The sequence below is a fragment of the Stackebrandtia soli genome (assembly GCF_965137155.1).
GTDB lineage: Bacteria > Actinomycetota > Actinomycetes > Mycobacteriales > Micromonosporaceae > Stackebrandtia > Stackebrandtia soli.
The window spans coordinates 53,729-76,422 of sequence record NZ_CBCRZX010000009.1 but is presented as its reverse complement, the minus strand read 5'-3'; the positions used below and the strand labels follow the sequence as shown (position 1 = coordinate 76,422).

Below are 22,694 nucleotides of genomic sequence, written 5' to 3'. Positions count from 1 at the left end.
GCGAGGTACGCAATCTTTTCGCGGGGACCGTTTCCGTCGAATCGGCCCGACGGCCTGGCCGCGACTCGTTCACGCCTGCCGGAGGCGGGCGCGGCGAGGGTGGATCGTGCGCGTGGCGCGGCGGGGTGGTTGGATTGGTGCCCTTGGCCCGCTTGGGAGTTCCCGGGCACCGAGGGAAGCCCCACCAACGGCGCGGTTCGCGTCGGCGGCCGTGGCATCCAGTCCTGATGTCGTCGAGTCGTCGGAACGGAAACATGAGTACGCAACCCCCCGCGCCCCGGTACGGCGACTTCCTGGCCGCCAACCGTGGCGGCAACCTGTTCACGCTTCACGTCAATCAGCGCGTCGGCGCCGTGTTCGCCTCGCTCGGATACCGGTTCGGGCTGGCACCGACGGTGTTGACGCTGGTCAACCTCGTCTTCTCGGTCGGCGGCGCCGTCGCGGTGATCGCCGTGGCGGGGCCCGCGTCGCGCGGGGAGCTGCCGTGGTGGCCGGTCGCGCTGCTCGCGGCGGTGTGCTGGCAGATCGCGTACTCGCTGGACTGCGCGGACGGCCAACTGGCCCGGGTCGCGGGCTCCGGTTCGCCCGCCGGGAAGCGCATCGACATCCTGTGCGACGTCGTCAGTCAGACGACCTTCGTCGCGGCGATCGTCACGGTCGTGACGACGTACCACCCGGACACCCCCACGTGGTTCATCGGCGGATTCTGTGCCCTGTGGATGGTCAACCTGGTGACGTCGATCCTGCAGACCGGGGAGAGCTCCGGTTCGATAGTGAAGTCCCGCAACCTGGTGGTCGAGCTCGTCAAATGCATCCGCGACACCGGGGTCATCGTACTCGCGGCGCCGCTCCTGCTCATTATCGCGCCACAGTGGATGTTGTGGTTCGCGGTGTTCTTCGCGGTGACGAACGGCCTGTTCCTCGCGGCCAGCATCGCCGTCACCGCGCGCGCCGCGCTGCGGCACTGACCTCCTCGTACACCGCGAGTTGCCGCTCCAGGCCGATGCCCGGCGCGAACTCGGCGAGGTACCGCGCCCGCGCGACCTCCGTCAAGGCCGGGGCGTCGGCGCGCAACGCCGTCAGGCCGTCCGCGACGGCGCCCGCGTCGGCCGTCACCGCGAGCCCCGCGTCGCCGATCATGTGCGGCGGCCCGCCGAGGTTCGTCGTCAGCACCGGCCGGGCGTTGGCGAGGGCCTCGATGACGACGGTCGGCAGCACGTCCGCGCACAGGGACGTCGTCACGAGGAACGCGGCGGCCCGAATCGCCTCGGTCACGGCGTCGTGCGGCAACGGCCCCCGGTAGACGACGTCGCCGCGACGGTCGGCGAACTCCGCGACGCGTGGGGCCAGCGGCCCGTCACCGACGATCGTGAGCGTCCCGGCGTGCCCCTCGGGGAGTCGCCGCCAGGCGTCGAGCAGCAGGTCGACGCCCTTCTCCTCCGACAACCGGCCGACGAAGACGGCGCCGTCCCCGACGACGTCGTGTTCACCGGGGTCGGGAATCGAGTTCGGCTTCACCGTGATCGCCTCGTCGGCGATCCCGTAGCCGCGCAGATGAGCGGCGATGTCGCCGGTCAACGCGATGAACCGGTCCACGCTGCGCCACAGCGGACGAGACACGGTCAGGGTCGTCGCCATGACGACGCTCTGCGCGCGCGAACCGCGATAGCAGGCGTGCACGATCGCGGGCGTCGGAAAAGCACGGCCCCGGCAGTCGTGGCACAGGTGACCGTCGCGGAAGTACAGGCCGTTGACGCACACCTGCCGAAAGTTATGGACCGTGTGCACGACCGGCACCCCGTGCTCGTGCGCGGTCTCGATGATCGACGGCGACAGCAGCGGGTACGGATTGTGCAGGTGCAGCACGTCGGGGCGCTCACGCGTCAGCAACTCCGCCAGCTCGCGCTTCGCCGAACCGTTCCGGATCGGCGACGTCACCAGCGCGGCCTTGCCGACCGGCGACAACGCGCCGATGTCGTCGCTGTCGCGCAAAAACGGCAGGACCGTCACCCCCGCGTCCGTCAACTGCGCGATGTCCCGGTCGACGACGGAGTTCTCCCCCGACGGCTGCGCCGAGGAGTACCGGTTGTGCGCGATGACGACCTTCACTGTTGCTCCGTTCGCGGGGATCGGAGGTCCATGCTCGCAGACGACACCGCGAACGACCACGTCACGGCGGTCGACGACCACCCCACGGAGGCGAAACCACTGCTACCTGGCCCGTATCATCCGATCGCCTCGATCGCCGCCCCGAACGGGGGGTGACGTTTCATGGCAGACTAAAGTGCATTCGTGCGCGCGACGCGGACTCGTCGCATCATCGTGACCGGCGGCAGGCCACTGAACATGCGCCTACGGCTATTAAGGATGTGTGGTGACGACTAGCCTGCAGCGTCCGGAGATCGGGCGCCGCCTGACCGAGACACGGGTGAATGTGGACGTCGAACCGGTGACCAGCGGGGTCCCCAGGTCGGCGTGGACGCGAAGCGCCCGGGCCTCCACGTGGCACCGTCCTTATGCGCTACTACTCCTCGTCCTCGACTTCTTCGGCGCGGTCGCCGCGTCCGCGACCGCGGTCGCGTTCACCGCGCACCCGACCGCCGGCTTCACTCAATGGCAGCCGAAACTCGGCTCCGTCGTCGACCCGCTGTTCTTCGTCATCGCCTACTGGGTCCTGCCGCTGCTGTGGCTGTTCGTCCTGTGGGGCAACGGCGCCTACGACCGGCGCTACCTCGGCATCGGCACCGACGAGTTCAAACGCGTCGTCCGCGCCAGCGTCACCGTCGTCTCGATCGTGTCCGTGCTGGCGTTGATGGTGAAGGTCGACGTGTCCCGGCTGTCGGTGTTCACGGCCCTCATCGCGACGCTCGTCTACATCTCCCTCTTCCGCTTCGTCGCGCGGCGCCTCCTGTACGTCCTGCGGCAACGCGGCCACGCCGTCCAACGCCTCCTCCTCGTCGGCTCCTACCCGGAGGCGCTCGAGGTGTACCGCGCCGTCACCCGCGCGTCCCAGGCCGGGCTCATCCCCGTCGGGATCTACCTGACCGAGGGCGCCGCCTCCGTGCGCGGCCTGCACACGCCCATCCCGACCTTCGCGAAACGCGACGTCGTCTCCCTCGCGGCGGATCTCGACGCCGACACGATCGCCGTCTGCGGCAACGCCAGCGCCGAACCCGGCGAGCTCCGTCGACTCGCGTGGCAGCTCGAGGGCACCGGTCGCGACCTCGTCGTCGCCCCCCAGCTCACCGACATCGCCGGCCCCCGCGTCCACATCCGTCCCGTCGAGGGCCTGCCGCTGCTGCACGTCGAGGAGCCGACGCTCGCGGGCGTCGCCTGGCTCGTCAAGAGCATGATCGACCGGACCGCCGCCGCGATCGGCCTGCTCCTGCTGTCGCCCGTGCTCATCGCCATCGCGATCTCGATCCGCATGACCAGCCCCGGCCCCGTCTTCTTCCGCCAGCCCCGTGTCGGCATGGAAGGCAAAACCTTCAAATGCTGGAAGTTCCGGACCATGTACATCGACGCCGAAGAACGACAGGCGGCGCTGATGATGCAGAACGAGTCCGACGGGCTCCTGTTCAAGATCAAGAACGACCCCCGCGTCACCTCCGCCGGACGGTTCCTGCGCGGCACGTCCCTCGACGAGCTCCCCCAGCTCATCAACGTCCTCAAGGGAGAAATGTCGCTGGTCGGGCCGCGCCCCCTGCCCGCCGAGAACGGCGACTTCCTCGGCGACGTCCGCCGCCGTCTCCTCGTCCGCCCCGGCATCACCGGGCTGTGGCAGGTGTCCGGACGATCCGACCTGTCCTGGGACGACGCCGTCCGCCTCGACCTGTACTACGTGGACAACTGGTCACTCGCCACCGACCTCCAGATCCTCATGCGCACCGTCGCCGTCGTACTCCGCCGGAAGGGCGCCTACTGACGTCGCGTCCGGTCGGCTAGTCGAAAGAACGCCCGGCGACCGGCCACCGGTCATTACCCTGGACGGATGAGCAACTCACGTTCGGGTACCGGACGCGGCCGCACCCCGTCCCGCCGCATCGGCACCACCGCGGCCGAACGCCGTGGCAGCACCGCGCGCGACACGAACGGCAAAACCTACCGGGGCGGACGCGGACCGGGCCGCACCGGCCGCCGACGCAGCGTCGTCGTCGCCCTCGCCGTCTCGCTCGCGCTCACCCTGTGCGGGATCGGCGTCTTCGCGTACGCCGCGAACCTCAGCGGCGGACTGGACCGCTTCGACGCGTTCAACGGCCTCGACGACCGGCCCGACAAAGTCGTCGACGGCAGCCTCAACGTCCTCGTCCTCGGCAGCGACTCCCGCAACCCCGACTCCGCCGAAGGCAGCCGCGCCGACACGATCATGATGCTGCACATCCCCGCCGACGGCCGCAAGGCGTACATCATCTCGCTGCCCCGCGACCTGTGGGTTCCGATCCCACCCTCCGGGAACGGCTCCTACGGCGGAGGAGAGGACAAACTCAACTCCGCCATGTCCCACGGCGGCATCCCGCTCATGGTGTCGACCGTCGAGAACTACTCGGGCGTACGCGTCGACCACGTCATCGAGATCGACTTCGAAGGCCTGAAAGCCGTCGTCGACGCGCTCGGCGGCGTCACCATGGACGTCGAGATGGACTTCACGTCGATCCACAAGCCGTACCGCGAGTTCACCGCCGGAGACCAGACCATGGACGGCACGACCGCGCTCGACTACGTCCGCCAACGCAAGCAGTTCCCCGACGGCGACTTCGCGCGCATGCGACACCAGCAGGAACTCCTCATGGCGATGATGGACAAGGCCACCAGCGCCGGAATCATCGGCGACCCGAGCTCCGTCAGCGCGTTCCTCGAGTCGACCATCGACGCGATGAAGGTCGACGAGGGCTTCGACCTCATCGCGACCGCGCTCCAGTTCTCCGACCTGCGCTCCAACGACCTCGTGTTCATGACCCTGCCGAACAAGGACACCGGCTGGGTCGGCGACGAGAACGTGGTCCTCCGCGACGACGAGCTCGCCCCGACGATGTTCGCCGCGCTCCGCGACGACGAGCTCGCCGGCTGGGTGAAGAAGCATCCCGACGCCGTGAAATGACGCGTTCGCGGTATGCGGGTCGATCGGCCGATTCTTCGGAGCCGGTCGGCCCCCGCCGCCCGCACGACGTGACGCCTGTTACTACTGTGCCGTCTAGACTGTCAGGTCTGCCTCGCCTCGGACGCCACACCTCGGCTCCACAGCAGCAAAGGACGACACGGTGACCAAAAGAAGAGGGACCCGCCGCGCCACGAAGCGCCGGTCCCCGGTGTGGGCAAAGATCTTCGTCGGCTTCGGCTCCATCCTGATGGTCGTGTCCGCCGCGACCGTCGGCTACGCGAACATCATGCTCAACCAGGTCAACAACTCCGTCACGAACGAGAACCTGCTCGGCAACGACGCCGAACCCGGCGACGACATCGTCGGCCCCCTGAACTTCCTCATGATCGGCGCGGACCTGCGCCCCACGGACAACCGCGAACACGCCCTCGCCGACACGATCATGATCCTGCACATCAACGAGAGCCTGACGGCGGCGAACATCATCTCGATCCCACGCGACCTGCGCGTGACGATCCAGGACTGCGGCACGCTGTACACGAGCCCCTGTGAGACGAAGATCAACGACGCCTACCCGGCCGGGGGACCGTCGGTGAAGGGCTCGGTGCAGAACCTCGCGAAGACCGTCACCGACGTGACGGGAGTCGAGTTCGACGGCGCGGCGATCGTCAACTTCGAAGGCTTCATCGACGTCGTGAAGACGCTCGGATCGGTCGAGCTGTGCGTGCCGTTCGAGATGACGGTCGCGCACCCGAAGGGGAAGGTGTTCCCGAAGGGGTGCGCCGACTACGGCTACAAGGACGCGTTGTCGCTGGTGCGGGAGCGGTACGCGTACGTCCCCGAGAACCCCGAGGTACCCGCCGACTGGGGTTACTACGACTACGGTCGCCAGCACATGCAGCAGCACTTCATCAAGCAGTTGCTGAAAGAGGCGAACGACCAGGGCTACATCTCGGACCCGACGAAGGTCGGCTCGCTGATCCAGGAGATCGGCGACCAGCTGGTGTTGGACCTCGGTGGGCACACACCCGTCGACTTCGCGTTCGCGCTCCGCGGCATTCAACCGTCCAAATTGGTCAATATTCGGGTGCCGTCGGAGCCCGCCGAGATCGACGACGTGTCATATGTCGTCATCCAACCTGGCGAGCAGCAGGCGAAGTCGCAGGCCCTGTTCAAGGCGATCCGGTCCGACCAGCTGGACACGTGGGTGGCGGCCAACCCCGACTGGATCAACGGCGAGGATTGACCCGCCCGACCGCGTCCGCGCGGGCCGCCCATGACGGTGGGCCGCGTCAGGATCGTTCGAGGGGTCGGCCGAAACGACGACTCCATCCCCCGTCGAACTCCCCCTCGGGGGCCTCCAACCTCCGCCCCATTGGTATCGAGCCTAGCCGCCGCTCACGCATGGGCGTCAAACCGCGCCGCGCGAAGCTGTGGACAACCACCACATTGTGGATAACCCACTGTGGATAATTCGGTCGCGGTGTTCCGGGCGGCCGGTTCACGTCGTCAACAGCACCTTGCCGACGTGCCCGCCCGCCTCGATGAACCGGTGCGCCTCCGCCGCCTCCGCCAGCGGCAACCGCTGCGCGACAACGGGTCGAATCGTGCCCGACGCGAGCAGCGGCCACACGTCCTGCTCGACCCCCGCGATCACCGAGATGCGTTCCGTCAGGGGACGGCCCCGCAGCCCCGTCCCATGCAGCGTCGCGCACTTCCCGAGCAGCGCACCGAGGTTGAGCTTCGTCGTCGCGCCGCCCTGCAGGCCGATCGTGAGGATGCGACCGTTGCGATCCAACGCCGCGATGTTCCTGTCCAGATAGGACGCACCCATGTTGTCGAGGATGATGTCGACCCCGCCGAGTTCACGGCAGGCCTCGACGAAGTCCTCGTCCCGGTAGTCGACGACGACATCCGCGCCGAGCTCCATCACCGCGTCCCGGTTGCCGGCACGCGTCGTCGTCACGATGCTCGCCGCCCCGAACGCGCGCGCGAACTGGATCGCGAACGTCCCGATCCCGCCGGAACCGCCGTGGACGAGCAGACGATCACCCGCGCGAATCCGGGCCACGTCGACGAGGTTCGACCAGACGGTCGCCGCGACCTCCGGCAGCCCAGCGGCGTCCACCAGAGGAACACCCGCAGGTACAGGCAGCACCAGACCGGCGTCGACCACGACCTTCGTCGCGTAACCGCCGCCCGGCAGCAGCGCGCACACCTCGTCGCCGACCCGCCAGCGATGCGCCTCGCTCCCGACCGCCGCGATCGTGCCGGAGCACTCGAGCCCCGGATGTTCGGGGGCACCCGGCGGAGGCGGATAGTGGCCCTGGCGTTGCAGCAGATCCGCCCGGTTCACGCCGGCGGCGGCGACCTCGATGACGACGTCACCGGCGCCGTACTCCGGATCGTCCAACTCCGCGACGGTCAGCACGTCCGGCCCGCCAGGTTCCGTGATCAGGATCGCGTCCATAACGGCCCATCCTAGGCGCCGCCGCTCACCGAACCGGGCTCCGGCGAGCGCGGCCCCGTGTTTCCGGGGGTCGACGCGTCGGCTTCGTCTGCCCCACGCGGAAAGTGGCGCGAGCGGTATCGTTGCTGCGATGTCCGAGTCACATACCCCCGCCCCCGGCCGTTTTCGTTGCTGCGGCGTCCTCATCGACGGCTACGCCCCCGCGAGCGCCGTGAACGCCCTGCTCGACTCACGGCACGGCACGGCACGGCAGACGCATCTGTGCAACGCGTTCACGTTGTCGTTGGCGCTGCGCGACGACGAGTACCGGGGGATGCTCAACGACGCCGACATCAACTTCTCGGACGGGCATTACCTGGCGAAGGTCGGGTTGAAGCGGGGCGAGTCCGCGATGACGGAGCGGGTCTACGGCCCGGACCTGATGTTCAACACGATGGACGCGGGGCGTGAGCGTGGGCTTCGGCATTACCTGTACGGGGCGTCGCCGGAGACGGTCGCGAAGCTGAAGGTGGAGTTGGAGGCGAAGCTTCCGGGGGTGGACATCGTCGCCGCGGAGTCGCCGCCGTTTCGGCCGCTGACCTCGGAGGAGGCGACCGAGTTGGAGAAGCGTGTCGCCGAGGCCGCGCCGGACGTGTTCTGGGTGGGTTTGGGGACGCCGCGGCAGGACCAGTTCGTTCACGAGTACGCGGACCGGTTGGCGTGCACGCTGGTGCCGGTCGGGGCGGCGTTCGACTTCTGGTCGGGCAACAAGCCGATGGCGCCGAAGTTCGTGCAGAAGAACGGCTTGGAGTGGGCGTATCGGCTCGCGACGGAGCCGCGTCGGTTGTGGAAGCGGTACCTCGTCGGGAACACGATGTTCGTGTACGGCGTGATGACGGATCGCCGTCGCAACTCCCGCGAGTCCTGAACCCCGGTGGGGCCCGCCTGGCGCGGGAGGGTCGAGGCGCGTCTGGGTGAGAATCCGTTCTGACGTGACGCCCGCCATCGAGAGGGGCCACGAGGTGGCTCTCGTCCTCGCGGGAGTGACCGCGCGGGCGTACGACGGTCGGGTGGCGGTTCGTCGTCCACCACCCGAGGCGTCCACGTCCGGCTAGCGGCGGTAGTCGTCCTGGTGGTCGAGGAACCACTCGTACGTTGACTTCAGGCCCGCGTCGAGATCGATCGACGGGCTCCAGCCGAGAGCGCGGAGTTTGCCGGAGTCCATGAGTTTCCGATACACGCCGTCCTTTTTGGAACGATCGTTGACGAGTCGGCCCTCGAAGCCGACGACGGCGGCGATCTTCGCGGACAGTTCGTTGATCGTCAGATCCGCGCCGGAACCGATGTTGACGTGCGTGTCGCCGTCATAGCGGCGCAGGCAGTACAGGACGGCGTCGGCGAGGTCGTCGACGTGCAGATACTCCCGCAGCGGCTCACCCGAGCCGTAGACCGTGAAGGTCTCGTCGCCGGCCGCCTTCGCCTCGTGCATGCGACGCATGATCATCGGCAGCGCGTGGCCGCCCGGAATCGTGAAGTTGTCGCCAGGCCCGTACAGGTTCGACGGCATGAGGGAGATGAACGAGGCACCGTACTGCTCGCGCAGCGCCTTCACCTGGAGCACGCCCGTGATCTTCGCGATCGCGTACCCGAAGTTCGTCGGTTCGAGCGCTCCCGTCAACAGCGCGTCCTCCGTGATCGGCTGCTCCGCGTGCGCGGGGTAGATGCAACTCGACCCGAGGAACGCGAGGCGTTTCACCTCGTTGCGCGCGGCGGCGTCGAGAAGGTTCACCTGCATACGGAGGTTCTCCGACAGGAAGTCCGCGTTCGCGGCGGCGTTGCCGAAGACACCTCCGACCTTCGCGGCTGCGGCGACGACGTAGTCGGGGCGCTCGGTGGCGAAGAAGTCCATGACGGCGGCGCGATCGGTCAGATCCAGCTCCGCGCTCGCCCGCCCGATCAGGTTCGTGAACCCGGCGGCCTCGAACCGCCGCCACACCGCCGAACCGACCAGACCCCGGTGTCCGGAGACGTAGATCTTGGCGTCGGTGGGGATCTCGTGACGGAACCCGTCGTTCATCGCTACTCCTGTCGCTGAAGGCACTTCGAGCATAGAGCGTGCGCCGTCCGACGGCGTGTCCGTGCCCGCAGTCGCGCCCGCTCGCTGAGCAGAGGCGGTGGTCACGAGGCGGTTAAGATCGGCGTCTGACCACTCCCGCCAAGCGAAGAGGAATCGATGAGCGGCAACCCCACGAAGACGGCACTGATCACCGGCATCAGCGGCCAGGACGGCTCCTACCTGGCGGAACTGCTGCTCGACAAGGGATATGAGGTGCACGGCATCGTCCGGCGCTCGTCGACGATCAACACGTCGCGGCTCGATGAGATCTACCAGGACCCGCACGAGTCGAACCGGCGCCTCTTCCTGCACTACGGCGACATCACCGACGCCAGCATGCTCACGAACATCGTCCGGGACGTCGCCCCGGACGAGGTCTACAACCTCGCGGCGCAGAGCCACGTCCGCGTCAGCTTCGACATCCCCGACTACACGGGCGACGTGACCGCGCTCGGCACGATCCGTCTGTTGGAAGCGATTCGCGCGGCGGGCGTCGAGACCCGCTTCTACCAGGCGTCGACGTCGGAACTGTTCGGGTCGACGCCGCCGCCGCAGAACGAGTCGACGACGTTCCACCCGCGCAGTCCCTACGGTGTCGCGAAGATCTACGCGTACTGGGCCACGATCAACTATCGGGAGGCCTACGGCCTGCACGCGTCGAACGGGATCCTCTTCAACCACGAGTCGCCGCGCCGGGGCGAGACCTTCGTGACGCGCAAGATCACGCGCGCCGTCGCCCGGATCTCGGCGGGCATCCAGGACCACATCTTCATGGGCAACCTCGACGCCGTGCGGGACTGGGGTTACGCCCCCGAGTACGTCGAATGCATGTGGCGGATGTTGCAACAGGACACCGCCGACGACTACGTTCTCGCGACCGGCGAGGGCGCGACGATCCGGGACTTCCTGACGGTCGCGTTCGAGCACGCGGGCCTCAACTGGCACGACCACGTCCGCCACGACGACCGCCACGAACGTCCCTCTGAAGTGGACGCCTTGATCGGTGACGCGACGAAGGCCCGCGAGAAGCTCGGCTGGGAGGCGAAGACCCATTGGCGCGAACTCGCGAAGCTCATGGTCGACGCCGACCGCGAGATCCTCGACGACCAGCTCTCCGGCCGCCACGTGAAGGCCGAGCACGTCTAAAGATCCACAATGTCTAATCCTGACCAACGGCTTGGACCGTTACAAAGTACGCCCTCAGTCTGATATGGACTGGGGGCGTACTGTCGTTCAGGACTGCCTTGACGCGGGAACAGAAGTGGGACCCTCGGTGGTGAGCACGCCTAGACTGGAAGGTTCAGGGCATCGGCTTGTTCGTTCCCGTTTCGATGGGGGAAGCCGAAAGGCGAAAGGGGACCGCATGTACGACGACGAGGACGCGTACTTCCACGGGGATGACGACGTGCCGTCGGTCGGCGTCCTACGCCCCGGAACCGTGCGACCGGGGTCGGCGACACCGCCGCCCGTCATTCCGGCGGGACGTGGATGGCGAGTGCGCACCAAGGACCAACGTGGGAAAACGGTCATCCTCCAGATCGCGGCATGGGTCGCCGACGAGGACGGTGACGTCTTTCCCTGGGTCGTGACCCCGGACAGGCGGGAGATATGCGAGGTGGACTACGACTACGTCATCCTCCAGCCCGGGGAACCCGACGACGCGGCGGTCGGCCACGGCTGTTGACGCCAGGAAGCGTCCGCCCCGTTCGGCCAGTTGCCTCATCGTGAACGCAACGCGCCCAATGCTTCCAGGCACCACCGAGACGAACGGACCGTTCGCCGACGAGGACCGCCCGAGCCTTAGGACGCGACTTCCGCCGGGACGAAACGGCGACCCCTGGTGGGCGAGTGCTTCCGGGGCAATGAAACGGTGCCGCGTCCAGGACCGTCGCCGAGACTCGGAGGCGCTCTCGGAACCGCCGTTCTTCCGGTGGACGGGTTGAGGCGGGCACATACGACGACTCCCCGGAAGCGGAACCGAGCATCTCGGTCCAGCCGCCGGGGAGCGGTTCGTGCCATGTGGGTCGGGGTGGGTGTCGTGGGTTGTCGGGACAAGCGGTCAGGCGGACGGGTCGCGGTTGTAGAGCTTGCGCGCCCAGAAGTAGCTGCCGACCACGGTGACGACGCACCAGGCGACCGCCTGCCAGGCGCTGTCGCCGATCGGGGTGTCCATGATCAAGCCACGGATCGTCTCGATGATCGGGGTGAACGGTTGGTACTCGGCGAACCAGCGCAGCACGGTCGGCATCGACTCGGTGGGGACGAAGCCGCTTCCGAGGAAGGGCAGCAGCACCAGCGGCATCAGTACGTTGCTGGCGGTCTCGACGCTCTTGCAGACCATGCCCAGCGCGACCGCCAACCAGACGAGGGCGAGCGACAGCAACAGGAGGAAGCCGGTCAGGGCGAGCCACTCGACGGGGCCGGCGGCGGGGCGGAACCCGATCAGCAGGGCGACGCCCAGGACGACCGCGATGCTGAGCATCGTCTGGATCAGGCTGCCGATGACATGCCCGATCAGGACGGAGGTTCGGGCGATGGCCATGGTGCGGAACCGGGCGACGATGCCCTCGGTCATGTCCATCGCCACCGATATCGACGTGCCCTGGATCGCGCTGGTCACGGTCATGAGCAGGATCGCGGGGGTCACGTAGGCGATGTAGTCGGCGCGGCCGCCCCCCGCGCCGCTGATTCCGGCGCCGAGGGTCTCTCCGAAGACATAGACGAAGAGCAACAGGAAGACGATCGGCATCCCGATGAGGAGCACGGTCATGGACGGGTAGCGCATCCAGCGTTTCAGGTTGCGCCGCAACATGGTCTTGGAGTCGCGCATGGCGAGGGTCATCGTGCTCATCGGTGGGCTGCTTTCGGCTGGTCGGTACGTCCGGTGAGGGCGAGGAAGACGTCGTCGAGGTCGGGGGTGTGGACGGACAGTTCGGCCGGTTCGACGCCGACGGCGTCGAGTCGGTCCAAAATGGTACGAAGGGATCTGACGCCGCCGTCGCCGGGCACCTGCAGACTGAACGTCTCGGCGTCGTACGACGTCTCCCCGAGGGCGCCGACCGCGGCGTCCAGGTCGGTCGCGTCCGCGAACCGCAGGTTGACGTGCCCCCCGGGGATGAGCCGCTTGAGTTCGGCGGGGGTTCCCAGGGCGACGATCCTGCCGTGGTCGAGCAGCGCGATCCTGTCGGCGAGCTGGTCGGCCTCTTCCAGGTACTGGGTGGTCAGGAAGATCGTGACGCCGTCGGACACCAGTTCACGGATGATGTCCCACATGGCACGGCGGCTTCGCGGGTCGAGGCCGGTCGTGGGTTCGTCGAGGAAGACGATGCGCGGATTGCCGACCAGGCCCATCGCCAGGTCGAGTTTTCGCCGCATGCCACCGGAGTAGGTGGAGGCGGGTCTCTTGGCGGCCTCGGTCAGGTCGAAACGCTCGATGAGTCGGGCCGCCCGGGAGCGGCCTTCACGACGGCTCAGATGGTGCAGGTCGGACATCAGGAGCAGGTTCTCCTCACCGGTGAGGAGGTTGTCCACTGCGGAGAACTGCCCGGTCACACCGATGGCGGCGCGGACCGCGTCGGGTTCGGTCGCCAGGTCGTGTCCGGCGACGCGGACGTCGCCACCGTCCGCGCCGATCAAAGTGGACAGGATCTGCACGGCGGTGGTCTTTCCCGCGCCGTTGGGTCCCAGCAGCGAGAAGATCTTCCCCACCGGAACGTGCAGGTCGATGCCGTCGAGTACGAGCTTGTCGCCGTAGGACTTGCGCAGCCCGGTGGCGGAGATCGCGGTTGTCATGTCAATGCCTCTCTTGTGGTCGGGTCAGGACCGACGGATCACGATGTCGCCGTACGAGCTGCGGGCCCGCACCTTGACGGTGGACTCTCCGGGGCCGGGTTCGCCGGCGCCGTCCAACTGTTTGCGCACGGTGCCGAAACTCGTGTGGGCGTCAAGCCACGCGGCGGTGCCCTCGGCGACGCCGAGCTGGATCTCGCCCATCGCGGTCTTGAGTTCCACGACGCCCTGGCGCACCTCGTCGACGCGGATGTTGCCGTGCGCGGTGACCGCATCGACGTCGCCGAGAGCGCGGTCGACCACGATGTCCCCATTGGATGAACGCAGCCTGGCAGAGCCGCCGATGTCACCGATGACGACGGATCCGTTGGAGTTCTTGGCGTCCACGGTGCCGGTCACCTGGCCGATCCGCAGCTGTCCCGTACTGGTGGACAGCTTCGCGTCGCCATCGACCTCGTCGACGAGGATGTCGCCGAACACCTTCAACTTCACCGAACCGGCCTGGTTCAGATGGACGTGGCCGACCCCGGACCTGAACTCGCACCTGCCGAGCCGACCGGTGGCCTTCAAGTTGATGACGGCTCCGACTCCGGATCCGAACACGCTGGACCCGGTCGGCATCGTGATGGACACGTCGACCGAGCGGCTCTTGTTGCTCCAGCCGACATACTTGCGAAAACCCGGACCCTTGACGGTCATGGTGTCGCCGGACAGCTCGACCCGGGTCTCCGCCGCGGCTTCCACATCGGACGCGTTGTCGGGGTTCGTGGGGTCCACGTTGACGACCGTGTCGGCGCGGTCCTCGGCGGTGATGGTCACGTTGGCGACCATCAGGTCGATCTCGACGTTGATCGGTTTGGGCGTTGCGAACGTAGGCATTGTCTTCTCTTTTCGAAGTTCGTGAGGCGTGAGCGATGTCAGTGGCTGCGGTTGTGGCTGTGGCTGTGGCTGCGGTTGTGGCTGTGGCTGTGGCTGCGGTTGTGGTTGTGGCGCTAACGCACCCATCCGGTGAACCGGTTGGTGCCCGAGGAGGTCGGGCGTGGCGAGGAGGATTCGCGACCGCGTGAGTCCAGGACGATCGCCGCCGCCCGCACGAGCCAGGCGTTGACGGATCGGCCCTCCCGGTCGGCGTCCTCTTCGATGCGGGCCTTGAGTTGTTCGGACAGTCGCAGGTTGATCCGCGACATCGGTCCGTCGTCGATGTCCGATGGCACCACCTTGGCGCCATCTGGCTCAGTCGGCTCGACGGCCGCCGGAGTCGGCTGCTCGGACATCGGCGGGGTGACGACGAAGGACGGCTCTCCGCCGCGCAGTCGCACCTCGACCGAGCCGGGAGCCAGGTCGATGGTGATGTCGTCGGCCGCCGTGGACAGGGCGTTCAGCAACATCAGCCGAATCGTCGGTGTCAACGCCGAGGCCATCCGCTCCGCGACCGCGCGATTCTCGCCGTCCGGATCGGCGGCCACCGCGAGTTCCCGGCGAACGCTCTCGATAAATGGTGTCAAGTCCATGGCACCATGATGGCACAACTTTGGCACCATTGCAAGCGGGGGTGGCACCAAAGCGGCTCATTGACTGAATCCCCAGGTGAGAGGCGGAGCGATTGGGCACATCGAGCCGACCCAGGGGAACCGATGGGACCGGCCGCGTCACTCACGCGACCCGACGGGGCACCGCTCCGGTGCCGCGATGGCATCGCCGGGTCTTCGACTCGCCGGCGATGCCGATCTAGATGGTCGGCGCCACTACGGCCGTTCTCACCAGCCGGTCACCGCACCAGCCAACGCCGCCAAGTCATGTCACGCGAGACCCCCCGTTCGGCGACGACGTCCGGAATCCCGGCGAGCGCCACGCGCCGCTATCGTGGATCCATGGCGTCCGTCAAGCAATTCCAAGTCACCTTCGACTGCGCGGACCCTCAGCGCGTCGCTCGGTTCTGGCGCGAGGTCTTGGGCTACGTCGTGCCTCCCCCACCGGGGGGCTTCGACACTTGGGACGATTACGATCGCTCGCTGCCGCCCGAGCGTCAGGGCGCCGGGTTCGTCTGCGTCGATCCCACGGGTGTGGGTCCGCGGCTGTACTTCCAGCGCGTTCCCGAAGGCAAAGTCGTCAAGAACCGGGTGCACCTCGACGTGCGCGTCGGCACCGGGCTCGTGGGCGAGGAGCGTCTCGCCGCGCTCGAGGCCGAGTGCGCGCGACTGGTCCCGCTCGGCGCCGTCCGCGGGCAACTCCTGCTCGCCGACGAGGAGAACGAGTCGTGCCTCCCGATGCAGGACGTCGAGGGCAACGAGTTCTGTCTCGACTGAGAGGCCCCGAACGCGTCCGGTCCGCCCGACCCCCCTGATGACACGGAGTTGATCTCAGGCGGGTCTCTCGCCGCATTGCGACGATGCCGGATCCGCGAGGTGGGTGCCTCGGACGGGGCGCACCCTGCCGATTCATCGGCCCTCCACCGCACTCCACGCGTCCGACCTAAAGCGACTATGCGACGGTCCACCTTGCGAATGCCATGGACCGGCGCCCGGTTCGTCGGTAGGGTGTGGCGAGCACCGACGTCGAGGGATCCGTTACCGCCCTGGATGTTCGGCGCCCGCATCGCACCCCGGAGAGAGGCGGACCCCATGGACGATCTTCACTCACGAATGACGCCGAGACCACATGGGATCGTCGCGTCGACGCGACTGGCGGCTCTCGCCGTCGTCGGCCTCCTCGCGTTGACGTCGTGCGCGTCGGCGTCCGCGGCCTTCGTCGAGGCTCCGGACGACCCGGTCTTCACGGCCCTGTACCTGGAGGACGCTCCCCCCGAATCGGACGAGATCAGCGAGGCCTGCGAGGCCCTGTTGGCCACTTTCGAGGACGTCCTCTTGGAACGGTCTGATTTCGCGTCCAGCATCTATCTCGCCTTCCCGATCGAGGAGGACGACGACCACTGTCTCATCTCGTACGAGATGACGGGCTTCCGGTTCCTGTTGCGGCTGGGCGTGAACCCACTCCCGGACGACGCTCGGGAGGAGTACCGGTCGGTCCTGTCCGACTCCGGGCCACTCGACGTCTGCGAGTTCTACGAGGACATCGGCGCGGACGAGCTGATGCGGCCCGACGACTTCGGGACCTTCGTCGCGGAGTCGTCCGAGGCGGAGCTTTCCGAGGACGGACGGTCCTGCGGCTTCCTCGTGGAGGCGCCCGACACGCTTCGACTCCAGACGGTTTACCTCACGCGGTCCACGCAGATCGCGGTCGCGACGACGTTGTTCGCCGACCCCGTCCGGAAGCTTCACCACAGCGAGTTCGACGACCTGACCGACGTCTTCCTGGAGAAGGTCGTCGACTCCCTCTGACCCCGTCCGGCGTTCCGTCGAGTTCGGCATGCGTCGACGGACACCGTTGATCCTCCGAGAACGAAGGTGCCCCATGACATCCCGAACGTCTCACCTCCTCGTCGCCGCCGTCGTCGCATTCGGCCTCACGTCCTGTGGCGAGGCCGACGACGCGTCACCGACCCCGAAGTCGACCTACGCCGTCCGGGACGACCCATTCGAAGGCCCGCCGCCGGACGCCGAGGAGATCGACGCACTGTGCAACGCCGTCGCGCTGGCAACGGAGGAGGTCGTCCTCGATCAGCGAATCGAGCTGGTTCCGATGCTCACGACGCTCGAACACCTCGACGCCAAGACCGAACGTTCCGAGGACGACGACAGGAAGGAGGACTGCGCCGTCACCTTCTACCTGGGCCAGCAAGGGATCGCGATCAAACTGGGGGTCAACCCCCTCTCCGAAGAGGCCCTCGCGGAGAAGGAGTCGATGGACGTCTGCGAACTCCACGGCGAGTTCAGCGACTCCCGGAACGAACGGCCGAGAGCCGTCTTCGGGGCCGACTCGACAGTGGAGTCCACCGACGATCGGGAGTACTGCCGCTCACCCGCGTATCAACTCGATGGGGGGATCGTGCTGGACACGGTGTTCGTCACCCACGCCGCCCACGTCACGACGCGATTCATGATCGTCGAGGCTCGCGCATGGTCCTCTCCCGGCACCCCCGAGTACGGCGCCGACCTGGACGTGGTGACGACCCAGGTCATGGAGAAGCTCGTAGGACTGATCTGACCGAACCGCCCGCCCCTCCTGATCTTGTGAAGTGATGTGCCGCATGACATGCAGAATCCTGAAGTCCATCGCAGTGGGAACGATCGCGGCGGTGTCCGTCACGGCTTGCCAATCTCCCGACCGACTGCTGGACGACCCCGAGGCTTTCGACACGATGTGCGACGACGTGCGGGAGACCGTTCAGCGCGTCGTCGACGACGGGACCGTCACGTCCGAGCACTACGAGGTCCGCCCGGCAGTGGCGGAGCTCCAGTCGTACGCGCTCGACGACGAGGGCTGCGTCGTCTCCGTCTCGTGGTTGAAGAACTACACGATCACGGTCCGAGTGGGGCTCCACTCGACCTACACCAGCCTCGGCAAGGACCCGGAGGGGGACATCTGCGCCGGCCACTACAACGCCCAACTGTCCATGGGGACGGTCCCGCCGGACGTGCTCGAACTGCGGAAGATGGACGACGACGAGTTCTGTCAGGGCGCCAATTTCACGGAGACACCGATGACGGTGGCCCAATCCGTCACCTTCGACCGCGACCTGCTGATGTCGGAGGTGGTCTTCTACGAGGGGATCGAGAAGGACCCGCCGTTGACGACGTACGCCGACGACCTCGCGGCCGTTGCGGACGCGGTCATGGCGACTATCTTCGAGAACGTCTGACCGCGCTGACCAGGGCGAACAAGACTTTATGCACCAGCAGCACCAGGGATACGGTCAGAGCCTTCCAAGCACGGTGAGTCGTCACGCATCGTCCCGATCGTGCCCTCTGAATCGGCGACCGTCGACTGTCGCGGGTCGTGGTCCACTTTCGCTGGACACCTTCCGCGAGACTGGCCCACAGATAGTCGCCGTCGCCGCATCGAACCACACTCAACCGCACAACACCCCCATGTCCATGTGGGACATAGGGGGTGTGTCTCTGCTGGCGGTGACCGTGAATTGCGGGGTGTTGGCGGAGGCGGTGGGATTCGAACCCACGAGACGTGTCACCACGCCTGGCAGTTTTCAAGACTGCTGCACTAGTCCACTATGCGACGCCTCCCGGGGCGGACCGCGAGTCAATGTACCAAACGGCCGCCACTCGATCACGCGCCGAGGACGGCTCACTCCGCCGGATAGTCCTCATGGGACTCGGGAACGGCGCGGGACTGATCGATGACGTCGGCCTCGTCCGCCTCCATCGGCAACTCGTCGGGCACGTCATCGGTGTCGTCCTCGGCCACGCGGCGGTCGTCCGCGTCGCTCCGCTCCTCCGCCACGTCCTCGTCGTTCCGGTCGTCGTCACCCCATGTGTCGAATGCCATAACCGCCACGGTACGCGGCGAAACCTCGAAGGCGGGGGCCGCCGACAGGATCCGATGAAGCAGAATGCCAGGTGGGACAGTGCCGTCTTTGCCACTTCACACTTCGACGTTAGGAGCGGAAATGCCCATCGCGACACCCGAGGTATACGCGGAGATGCTCGACCGCGCCAAAGACGGCGCGTTCGCGTACCCGGCGATCAACGTTTCGTCCTCCCAGACCCTCAACGCCGCGCTCGCGGGATTCGCCGAAGCCGAGAGCGACGGCATCATCCAGGTCTCCACGGGCGGCGCCGAGTACTTCTCCGGCCCGACCGTCAAGGACATGGTGACCGGATCGGTCGCCTTCGCCGCGTTCGCCGCCGAGGTCGCCAAGAAGTACCCGGTCAACATCGCGCTGCACACCGACCACTGCCCGAAGAACAAGCTCGACGGTTTCGTCCGTCCGCTGCTCGACATCTCCGCAGAACGCGTCAAGGCCGGACAGGCACCGCTGTTCCAGTCGCACATGTGGGACGGCTCCGCCGTGCCGCTGGCGGAGAACCTCACGATCGCCGAGGAACTCCTCGCGAAGGCCGTCGCCGCGAAGATCATCCTCGAAATCGAGGTCGGCGTCGTCGGGGGCGAGGAGGACGGCATCGTCGGCGCGATCGACGAGAAGCTGTACACCACCGTCGAAGACGGCCTGGCGACCGCCGCCGCGCTCGGTGTCGGCGACAAGGGCCGGTACATGACGGCGCTGACCTTCGGCAACGTCCACGGTGTGTACAAGCCGGGCAACGTCAAACTCCGCCCCGAGATCCTGAAGGACATTCAGGAGGCCGTCGGCGCGAAGTACGGCAAGGACAAGCCGTTCGACTTGGTGTTCCACGGCGGTTCCGGTTCGCTTCTGGAAGAGATCCGCTCCGCCGTCGACCACGGCGTGGTGAAGATGAACGTCGACACGGACACCCAGTACGCGTTCACGCGGCCCGTCGTCGATCACATGTTCCGCAACTACGAGGGCGTGTTGAAGATCGACGGCGAGGTCGGGGACAAGAAGAAGTACGACCCGCGCGCCTACGGCAAGGCCGCGGAGGCGGGCATGGCCGCGCGCGTCGTCAAGGCCTGCGAGGACCTGCGGTCCGTTGGCACCAAACTGAAGTAACGAACGCACGGAGGGCCGGGGCACCACGGTGCCCCGGCCCTTCGTCGTGTCGGCGACGACGTTGCTCCGAAGTGGACTGACGCCGAGCCCGCCGACCGACTTGGCGGGCGNCGCGACTCCGATCGTCGCACCGCCCTCGTCAGTCGAGGCCGCCCGCGAGCGGCATGCCGCGCCACTGTTCGATCGACGGCTTCAATCCTTCGGCAAGGATCGGCAGTTCGTCGACGAGCGTCAGGCACGCGACGACCTGCAGCATCCGCAAGGACTCCATGACCGCCAACAGTTTCCGGTCGACGGGTCGAGAACCCTTCGCCGTCGCCGCGGCGTCGTAGGCGGCGATCGCCTCGTCCCCGGTCAGGGTCAGATCCCACTCGATCGGCCCGACGGTGACGTCCTCGAAGTCGGAGAACAACGGGCCCGAGGTCGTCTCGATCAGGTTGAACGGCGGCGAGTCGCCGTGAATCGTCTGGACGGACGCGTCCGGGAACACCGCCAGCAGGCCCTCGGCGGACGACACGACGGGCTTGAGGATCCGCCATTCCCGCCACGCCCGCTCCAGGTCGTCGGCGTCGATCAGGTCCGGGTTCTCCGACAGTTCCGTCAGGCACGGCTCGATGCTCGCGGCGGGCGACAGGAACGGCAGGTGGCCGCCGTCGTAGTCGCGCAGGATCGCGTGCAACGTGGCCGTCGAGGCGGTGTTGCGGATGTAGTCGGGTTCGGCACCGTGGTCCTGCTCGACCCACTGCCAGAACGTCATGGAGAGCCCGTCGACGTCGACGGGCTCTCGCGGGACGAGCGGGCTGGGGCCGATCGCGGGGTGCCCGTTCTCGACGAGCCACGACGCCACGCCCAGCTCGTCCCGCTGACGTCGCTGCTGCCGTTCCACCGGCCGCGCGCTCTTCGGCAGCACGGTCGGAATTCGGACGACGACAGGGGACGGAGCAAGGTGGACGACGACGGAGAACACGTCGTAGATGACCGAGGCGTCGGAAACGGACAGGCCGAGGTCCCGGCCGATCGTCACCGCGGCATCGAGTGCTTGCTGGGTACGGGGCGGGAGTGTTGGGGTCGTTTCAGACATGACGGGCATTGTGTCAGATTGTCCGACGTGTCCAACGTCGCCGCGCGCCCTCCTCAGGCGTCGCGGCGGTCGATCACCGTATCGATGACGCCGTCGCCCGTGGAGTCGATCTCGATCAGATCGGGAACGCCATCACCATCCACATCGGTCTCAAGACGGTCGGGGACGCCGTCGCCGTCGGAGTCGACGACCTTCGTGCGGAAGGTGCTGTCGCCGTCGAGATCGGCGTAGATCTCGCCTTCCGGGGTGACCATCGCGTCGAACTTGCCGTCGTCGTTGTAGTCGATGTACGTCGTCTCACCGATCTTGGTGGTCTCGTCGGGGACGCCGTCCCCGTTGAGGTCGTACACCGGTCCGGTCGGCTGCTCGGCCATTGTGGTCTCCCGTCGCTGAGGGTGTCGAAGGCCGACCCTATCGCGTCCTCGCCAGTGACGAGAAGTCGCGAACGCGCCGCCGTCATTCCGTTCGAATGTCATACCCCGGTGGGATAGTCACCTGGTCGAACCGCACGTGGCGAAGGGGTAATCATGGCTAGTCAGGTTCCGCCGACGACGGACGAACGCGACAATCTGCTGAAGTACGTGGCGCAGCAGCGCGACACGTTCCGGTATGTCGCGCACGGCCTGTCCGACGAGCAGGCCCGCTTGCGCCCTACGGTCGGCGAGCTGAGCATCGGCGGTCTGATCAAGCACGTCGCCACCATGGAGCGGGGCTGGATCGCCGTGGTGAAGGGTGAACCGGAGGTCTCCGACGAGAACGAGTTCACGATGCTGCCGGAGGAGACGCTCGCCGGGCTGCTCGCGGAGCTCGAGAAGGTCGGCGAGCAGACGAAGGCGGTCGTCCTGCGTCTGCCGATGGATCACCCGGTCCCCATCGACAAGAGCGTTCCGTGGAATCCGCAGGACGTGGACGCGTGGTCCCTGCGGTGGGTGTTGGGGCACCTGATCGAGGAGCTGGCCCGGCACGCGGGCCACGCCGACATCGTGCGTGAGGCGATCGACGGTAAGACGATGTACGAACTACAGGCGATGGCGGACGGCTGGCACGAGCAGTACCTCGCGATGATCGCCAACTGGGGCAAGAAGGACTGAACCCGACTGGGGCGGGGCGGGTGCTCGGCGGTGTGTTCCGCCGGGCGCCCGCTTTTTCGTTGGCGTGCCTTGTCCGCTCGGGTCGGTCGACGGTCCCGTCCTCGACGAGTCGCCCGGCCCGGCTCGGGTTCGGGGGAACGACGAAACGACCGCGCCTCGTCGTCGCGCCGGGAGCCGGGGGCCGTCGAGTCGGCGAGGGTCGATCGCCGCCAGGTCACGCGTGGGGACGGAAGATGCGGCGGGGGCGGCGCGGATGTTCGTCGACGGCGGNGCGGACGNGGGCCGTCGAGTCGCTGATGGACGGTTCGGGGGCGGGTGCGGCGTCGTCGTTGAGGATGGCCTCGTCCAGGGTGGCGATCGTGTCGCCGAGCGCGCGCACCAGATAGTCCATTATCGACATACGCGGCTTCCTTACTTTGGGAGTCAACGTCATCACAGTTCAGCACATCGCCGGAGCACCGTCAATACGCGCGTACTGTCCGGTACGCGACAGGGCCGCCTGATATCTCCACCATGGACGCGG

General features: G+C 67.2%; 25 protein-coding genes and 1 tRNA gene. 15 read left to right on the top strand and 11 right to left on the bottom strand.

Translation table 11 applies throughout. The features are described 5' to 3' along the window. Positions 1-254 precede the first annotated feature (254 nt). The gene (locus ACM9NP_RS08090) at positions 255-968 is read left to right on the top strand and encodes a CDP-alcohol phosphatidyltransferase family protein (protein WP_415646000.1); all 714 of its coding nucleotides are present in this window, start codon (positions 255-257) and stop codon (positions 966-968) included. On the opposite strand, the gene ACM9NP_RS08085 is transcribed toward ACM9NP_RS08090, so the two are convergent. Beyond that, positions 940-2,109 (bottom strand): glycosyltransferase, encoded by a 1,170-nt coding sequence (locus ACM9NP_RS08085; RefSeq protein WP_415645999.1) that lies wholly within the window; start codon positions 2,107-2,109, stop codon positions 940-942. The two genes, ACM9NP_RS08090 and ACM9NP_RS08085, sit on opposite strands and share 29 nt — an antisense overlap. Before the next feature lie 30 nt (positions 2,110-2,139). Here ACM9NP_RS08085 and ACM9NP_RS08080 point away from each other — a divergent pair, with 30 nt between their 5' ends. The 4 genes from ACM9NP_RS08080 to ACM9NP_RS08065 all read left to right on the top strand — a co-directional run bounded on the left by ACM9NP_RS08080 (position 2,140) and on the right by ACM9NP_RS08065 (position 6,344). Further along, positions 2,140-2,265, top strand: coding sequence for a hypothetical protein (locus ACM9NP_RS08080; protein WP_415645998.1), 126 nt, complete (start codon positions 2,140-2,142; stop codon positions 2,263-2,265). 109 nt (positions 2,266-2,374) lie between these two features. Continuing rightward, on the top strand, positions 2,375-3,925 hold the full coding sequence (locus ACM9NP_RS08075; RefSeq protein ID WP_415645997.1) for a sugar transferase: 1,551 nt from the start codon (positions 2,375-2,377) through the stop codon (positions 3,923-3,925). 66 nt (positions 3,926-3,991) lie between these two features. Next, positions 3,992-5,098, top strand: a complete 1,107-nt coding sequence (locus tag ACM9NP_RS08070; RefSeq protein WP_415645996.1) for an LCP family protein — start codon at positions 3,992-3,994, stop codon at positions 5,096-5,098. Positions 5,099-5,258: 160 nt separating this feature from the next. Continuing rightward, on the top strand, positions 5,259-6,344 hold the full coding sequence (locus tag ACM9NP_RS08065; RefSeq protein WP_415645995.1) for an LCP family protein: 1,086 nt from the start codon (positions 5,259-5,261) through the stop codon (positions 6,342-6,344). 255 nt (positions 6,345-6,599) lie between these two features. Here the strand turns inward: ACM9NP_RS08065 and ACM9NP_RS08060 are convergent, their stop codons facing one another. Continuing rightward, positions 6,600-7,568 carry an NAD(P)H-quinone oxidoreductase gene (locus ACM9NP_RS08060; protein WP_415645994.1) on the bottom strand — a complete coding sequence of 323 codons (969 nt, stop codon included), beginning with the start codon at positions 7,566-7,568 and terminating at the stop codon, positions 6,600-6,602. A gap of 130 nt (positions 7,569-7,698) precedes the next feature. Between ACM9NP_RS08060 and ACM9NP_RS08055 the strand changes: the two genes are divergently transcribed. Together ACM9NP_RS08055 and ACM9NP_RS08050 are read left to right on the top strand one after the other, a co-directional pair. Next, positions 7,699-8,475, top strand: a complete 777-nt coding sequence (locus tag ACM9NP_RS08055) for a WecB/TagA/CpsF family glycosyltransferase (RefSeq protein ID WP_415645993.1) — start codon at positions 7,699-7,701, stop codon at positions 8,473-8,475. A gap of 46 nt (positions 8,476-8,521) precedes the next feature. Beyond that, positions 8,522-8,662 (top strand): hypothetical protein, encoded by a 141-nt coding sequence (locus ACM9NP_RS08050; protein ID WP_415645992.1) that lies wholly within the window; start codon positions 8,522-8,524, stop codon positions 8,660-8,662. Here ACM9NP_RS08050 and ACM9NP_RS08045 read toward each other — a convergent pair. Beyond that, positions 8,659-9,624: a GDP-L-fucose synthase family protein gene (locus ACM9NP_RS08045; protein WP_415645991.1), complete on the bottom strand. Its 966-nt coding sequence runs from the start codon at positions 9,622-9,624 to the stop codon at positions 8,659-8,661. The two genes, ACM9NP_RS08050 and ACM9NP_RS08045, sit on opposite strands and share 4 nt — an antisense overlap. A 156-nt stretch (positions 9,625-9,780) precedes the next feature. On the opposite strand from ACM9NP_RS08045, the gene gmd reads away from it, so the two are divergent. Then, entirely contained in the window at positions 9,781-10,809 is a 1,029-nt protein-coding gene (gmd, locus tag ACM9NP_RS08040) for a GDP-mannose 4,6-dehydratase (RefSeq protein WP_415645990.1), read from the top strand. Between the two features lie 217 nt (positions 10,810-11,026). Beyond that, positions 11,027-11,347 (top strand): hypothetical protein, encoded by a 321-nt coding sequence (locus ACM9NP_RS08035; protein ID WP_415645989.1) that lies wholly within the window; start codon positions 11,027-11,029, stop codon positions 11,345-11,347. A 375-nt stretch (positions 11,348-11,722) separates the two neighbouring features. On the opposite strand, the gene ACM9NP_RS08030 is transcribed toward ACM9NP_RS08035, so the two are convergent. The 4 genes from ACM9NP_RS08030 to ACM9NP_RS08015 all read right to left on the bottom strand — a co-directional run bounded on the left by ACM9NP_RS08030 (position 11,723) and on the right by ACM9NP_RS08015 (position 14,963). After that, entirely contained in the window at positions 11,723-12,514 is a 792-nt protein-coding gene (locus ACM9NP_RS08030) for an ABC transporter permease (RefSeq protein WP_415645988.1), read from the bottom strand. Continuing rightward, positions 12,511-13,455: an ATP-binding cassette domain-containing protein gene (locus ACM9NP_RS08025; protein ID WP_415645987.1), complete on the bottom strand. Its 945-nt coding sequence runs from the start codon at positions 13,453-13,455 to the stop codon at positions 12,511-12,513. Before ACM9NP_RS08025 ends, ACM9NP_RS08030 begins: the two co-directional genes overlap by 4 nt. Before the next feature lie 24 nt (positions 13,456-13,479). Next, positions 13,480-14,331: a DUF4097 family beta strand repeat-containing protein gene (locus ACM9NP_RS08020; protein ID WP_415645986.1), complete on the bottom strand. Its 852-nt coding sequence runs from the start codon at positions 14,329-14,331 to the stop codon at positions 13,480-13,482. Positions 14,332-14,444: 113 nt separating this feature from the next. Further along, complete coding sequence (locus ACM9NP_RS08015) at positions 14,445-14,963, bottom strand: ribbon-helix-helix protein, CopG family (RefSeq protein ID WP_415645985.1); 519 nt, start codon at positions 14,961-14,963, stop codon at positions 14,445-14,447. A gap of 360 nt (positions 14,964-15,323) precedes the next feature. On the opposite strand from ACM9NP_RS08015, the gene ACM9NP_RS08010 reads away from it, so the two are divergent. The 4 genes from ACM9NP_RS08010 to ACM9NP_RS07995 all read left to right on the top strand — a co-directional run bounded on the left by ACM9NP_RS08010 (position 15,324) and on the right by ACM9NP_RS07995 (position 18,211). Then, entirely contained in the window at positions 15,324-15,758 is a 435-nt protein-coding gene (locus tag ACM9NP_RS08010) for a VOC family protein (protein WP_415645984.1), read from the top strand. 315 nt (positions 15,759-16,073) lie between these two features. After that, positions 16,074-16,790, top strand: coding sequence for a hypothetical protein (locus ACM9NP_RS08005; protein ID WP_415645983.1), 717 nt, complete (start codon positions 16,074-16,076; stop codon positions 16,788-16,790). Positions 16,791-16,863: 73 nt separating this feature from the next. Further along, positions 16,864-17,556 carry a hypothetical protein gene (locus tag ACM9NP_RS08000; protein ID WP_415645982.1) on the top strand — a complete coding sequence of 231 codons (693 nt, stop codon included), beginning with the start codon at positions 16,864-16,866 and terminating at the stop codon, positions 17,554-17,556. Positions 17,557-17,599: 43 nt separating this feature from the next. Then, positions 17,600-18,211 carry a hypothetical protein gene (locus tag ACM9NP_RS07995; protein ID WP_415645981.1) on the top strand — a complete coding sequence of 204 codons (612 nt, stop codon included), beginning with the start codon at positions 17,600-17,602 and terminating at the stop codon, positions 18,209-18,211. 290 nt (positions 18,212-18,501) lie between these two features. Here the strand turns inward: ACM9NP_RS07995 and ACM9NP_RS07990 are convergent. Together ACM9NP_RS07990 and ACM9NP_RS07985 are read right to left on the bottom strand one after the other, a co-directional pair. After that, positions 18,502-18,593, bottom strand: a tRNA-Ser gene (locus tag ACM9NP_RS07990). Between the two features lie 61 nt (positions 18,594-18,654). Next, on the bottom strand, positions 18,655-18,855 hold the full coding sequence (locus tag ACM9NP_RS07985) for a hypothetical protein (protein ID WP_415645980.1): 201 nt from the start codon (positions 18,853-18,855) through the stop codon (positions 18,655-18,657). A gap of 121 nt (positions 18,856-18,976) precedes the next feature. Here ACM9NP_RS07985 and fbaA point away from each other — a divergent pair, with 121 nt between their 5' ends. Then, positions 18,977-19,999 carry a class II fructose-bisphosphate aldolase gene (gene fbaA / locus ACM9NP_RS07980; protein ID WP_415645979.1) on the top strand — a complete coding sequence of 341 codons (1,023 nt, stop codon included), beginning with the start codon at positions 18,977-18,979 and terminating at the stop codon, positions 19,997-19,999. A gap of 139 nt (positions 20,000-20,138) precedes the next feature. Here the strand turns inward: fbaA and ACM9NP_RS07975 are convergent, their stop codons facing one another. Continuing rightward, positions 20,139-21,080, bottom strand: a complete 942-nt coding sequence (locus ACM9NP_RS07975; RefSeq protein ID WP_415645978.1) for a phosphotransferase — start codon at positions 21,078-21,080, stop codon at positions 20,139-20,141. A gap of 53 nt (positions 21,081-21,133) precedes the next feature. Next, complete coding sequence (locus ACM9NP_RS07970) at positions 21,134-21,454, bottom strand: hypothetical protein (RefSeq protein WP_415645977.1); 321 nt, start codon at positions 21,452-21,454, stop codon at positions 21,134-21,136. A gap of 153 nt (positions 21,455-21,607) precedes the next feature. Here ACM9NP_RS07970 and ACM9NP_RS07965 point away from each other — a divergent pair, with 153 nt between their 5' ends. Next, complete coding sequence (locus ACM9NP_RS07965; protein ID WP_415645976.1) at positions 21,608-22,171, top strand: DinB family protein; 564 nt, start codon at positions 21,608-21,610, stop codon at positions 22,169-22,171. The last annotated feature ends 523 nt before the right edge of the window (positions 22,172-22,694 follow it).